The organism is Rhodopirellula maiorica SM1, from assembly GCF_000346295.1.
Classification (GTDB): domain Bacteria; phylum Planctomycetota; class Planctomycetia; order Pirellulales; family Pirellulaceae; genus Novipirellula; species Novipirellula maiorica.
Map to the genome: position 1 here is coordinate 1 of NZ_ANOG01000426.1, position 3,218 is coordinate 3,218.

General features: G+C 55.7%; 2 protein-coding genes. One reads left to right on the plus strand and one right to left on the minus strand.

The window, feature by feature from the left end; translation table 11 throughout:
- Positions 1 to 56 precede the first annotated feature (56 nt).
- A complete protein-coding gene (locus tag RMSM_RS36830) occupies positions 57 to 1,895 on the minus strand; it encodes a C45 family autoproteolytic acyltransferase/hydrolase (protein WP_144057625.1) in 1,839 nt (612 codons plus the stop codon).
- Between the two features lie 276 nt (positions 1,896 to 2,171).
- Between RMSM_RS36830 and RMSM_RS13620 the strand changes: the two genes are divergently transcribed.
- Complete coding sequence (locus RMSM_RS13620; RefSeq protein WP_008696871.1) at positions 2,172 to 2,975, plus strand: ThuA domain-containing protein; 804 nt, start codon at positions 2,172 to 2,174, stop codon at positions 2,973 to 2,975.
- Positions 2,976 to 3,218: the final 243 nt, after the last annotated feature.

The window sequence follows — 3,218 nt, forward strand, 5'->3', positions numbered from 1 at the left end:
TTCACCTCCTCTGGATTCTTGTGAGCGGGCGGCGTAAGTGGTTGCTGCCAAGGGGCTTAAGGCTGTGAGTCCTCTTGTTGTCTTGTAGCCATGCTTTGTAGCAACTCGGCTAAGTCGAATTTGACATACGGTTGCTCGGCGGCGGGAGCTTTGTGGGTGGCATTGGCCACATAAAACACGCCGTCTGCCGGGACAAATAATACGTTGTGGAGGTTCGACTTCATCGCGACCGGTCGACTCATCAGCCATTGGGCGGCTTCGACGTCGATCTCGCCGTACCGCTGCTGGATTCGTTCTCGCAGTGTTTCCAGACGTGATCCCGATGACAACGCAAGCACATTGGGGATTCCTTCGCCGAGACGCGGATCCGTCTGCCCCGGCTGAATGAACTCGATTGACTTTGGATCCGCTGCGACGCCGACCGCTTGATTGGTTTTTCCGTCAGCGAACACGTAGTAGTACTCGCACGTTCGCGGCGAGTCTTGCCATAGCGTCATCACCTGGTCCAGCGTCGAGCACTCTTCGAGCGCCCGCCGCATCAGTGTCGCCATCGGGACACCGTCCCACTGGCCTTCGCCATGGCCGCCCATTTCGCCGAGTGATATCGCTTGGTCATTCATGCCGCTGACGCTGCCAATGAACCCGGCATAGCCAATATTCGCAAACGCGTGCTTTCCATCGACCGCGATGATGAAGGTGGTCGCCGCGTCTTGCAATCCAATCGTGGTCATGTAGTCCAAAACGCGGCCATGGTAAAGCTTGCCGTCTTTGGTTGCGGCGTCAGAAACAGCGAAACCGGAACAGTGAAACAGTTCAGGAAAGACATTGATCGCGTGCGCGGTGGAAGGATCCAGGTTGATCGCTTTGGCAAACGCCAACGTTTCACGCTTGTGATCATCGGGGATGTGAGCAGCCAGGCGCGCGTAGGCAGCATCGAGATCATGGCGAAACCAACGTCCGGTGCGAACGGTGTTCACGGTTCCGAAGGTGTACAGCACCGAATCGATACACCGCTGCGACTCCGCGGCCAGCAGGCGACCATGGGCATCGCCAATTTGCTCGGGAGAACCTTTCAGCAAGACGACCCGCTGCCCATCGATCCAGCGAAGCTCGCCAGCGGGTACGGTTTTGGCTTTTTGCAGCGGTGAAGTGAGTAGTCGTGACGGTGCGATGATCTCCAGTGCTCTGCGTGTGCCACGAGCAATGCTGCGTTCGAGTTCCATGCGTTGCAGTGAAACCTGCTTGAATCCAGGCCACTCGCCCGCGTTTGGCATCTCAGGCACGTTGTCGTCGATCTTAAGTGTTCCGTGATAGTGATCGCCAACATGGATCGTAATTTGCTTGCCGCTATTGTCGAATATTATCGACGTCTCGTTGTTGAGTGTCCACGTTTGTCGCTTGTCGCTCGAATCCGCTTTTAATAGTCCTGTCAACATTTGCGCGACCACCGAGGCGTCCGACTGCTGAATCATCGCCGCATAGGTGGACAATTTCGAACCGCTTCCCAGCAAGCGATCGGTGATTCCCCGCGGTGACAGTTGGTCCCGCGGATCGGCATCGCCCGCACTGAGAAACACGGTTTGATGGTGCGGCAGCGCGAATGCGGTCGATTCCGCTCGCCGGCGAATCCGCACGCTGTAGTCGCTATGGATTAGGTCCAAGTCAAACGACTGGTCATCGAATCGAACCAGTCGTCCGTCCACATGTTGGACTTGGCCGTCGATGTGCACGTCAATGTCGGCCGAGATCGAGAAAGACTTGGCATTCCCTGACAAGCAAGAGATCAGCGGCTGCAGATTGTCGCCAAGTCGCGCTGCAGTGTTTTCAGCATGAACGGGGGCGACCGTCACAACCAGTAGCGAGACGGCAAATGCTCGCGAACGAATGGCAATCATATTGAGTCGGTATTTCGTGATTGATGGAGGCAAATGGCAGGCATTATCGCAGAGCGACGCAGATGATTGTAATACATCCGCGGCCGCGTGAGGCCGGCTGGCAGAAATCGCTGGTGGTTTGGCATCGAGCGAGACTGTAAAGATGCGGTGTGGTTTTTCAGCGAAAATCGCGGGGTTTTGAGTTTTTTTGCCAGGGCTGTAACGATGGCAATCCAAACGCGACTAAACTGGTGGTCCCCCTCCCTTTCCATCCCCCCGTAATTGAAAAGTTGCGTCATGAATCGACTCTTCCTGCTGACTCTATTGACTTGCCTCTGTTCGGGAGCCTGTTTTGCCGAGGACAAGCCGGATGCTTGGCAAGAAAAGAAGGCCAAGTTATTCAAGCCGCTCAGTGATGAGCAGCTAAGCAAAATTGAAAATGCGGTTCCTAAGCAGTTGGCGGCCCAGCCGAAACAGGCACGCCGCGTGTTGGTGTTCTATCGCTGTGAAGGATTCGTCCACGGTTCAATTCCGTACGCGAATGAGGCGGTCAAGCAGATGGCTCAGGAAACGGGAGCGTTCCAGGCCGATTTCGCCGACACCTATGACGCGTTTACGTCCGAGAATTTGAAGCAGTACGACTGCATCGTGCTGAACAACACGACCAAGATGCAGTTTGAAACCGCTTCGCAGCAGAACGCGTTTCTGGATTTCATCGCAGGTGGCAAAGGTTTAGCCGGATTGCACGCGGCGAGTGACAACTTTGGACGTCACCCCGAGTGCCGCGCGATCGTGGGCGGCGAGTTTGGTGGACATCCTTGGACCGCAGGCGGCACCTGGGCGTTCAAATTGGATGATCCCGATCACGTACTCAACCAAGCGTTCGAAGGCAAAGGGTTCTGGCATCAGGACGAGATCTATCAGTACAAGGCGGACTCGTACGAAGGCCCCAAAGTGCTACGGATTTTGGTTAGCTTGGATATGAGCAAGGACGAAGTGTCCAAGCGGATCAACGATGGGCCTCGCGAGGTGCCGGTATCATGGATTCGCAAAGCGGGCGACGGACGGGTGTTTTATACCAATTTTTGGGCATCGCAATGAGACGTTTAGCAATCCTGTGGTTTTAAAACACATGCTCGACGGGATTCAGTTTGCCATTGGCGACTTGACTGCTGACGCCACGCCGACGGCAAAGACGGAACCGACAAAAGCCGCGTTTGCGCCGGCCAAGTAGGTTTCTGATTGACGGGAGCGGGCACACTCGATGCAGCGTTTGTGCCGGATTGCTCGGACTGCCCTCACCCGAGCAATCGCTGAAGGCTCTGCTCGACCTCTCCCAAACAA

Bases quoted from the DNA above. Each gene is read 5' to 3' on its own strand.
- RMSM_RS36830 (WP_144057625.1), bottom strand. From the start codon at position 1,895: ATGATTGCCATTCGTTCGCGAGCATTTGCCGTCTCGCTACTGGTTGTG.
- RMSM_RS13620 (WP_008696871.1), top strand. From the start codon at position 2,172: ATGAATCGACTCTTCCTGCTGACTCTATTGACTTGCCTCTGTTCGGGA.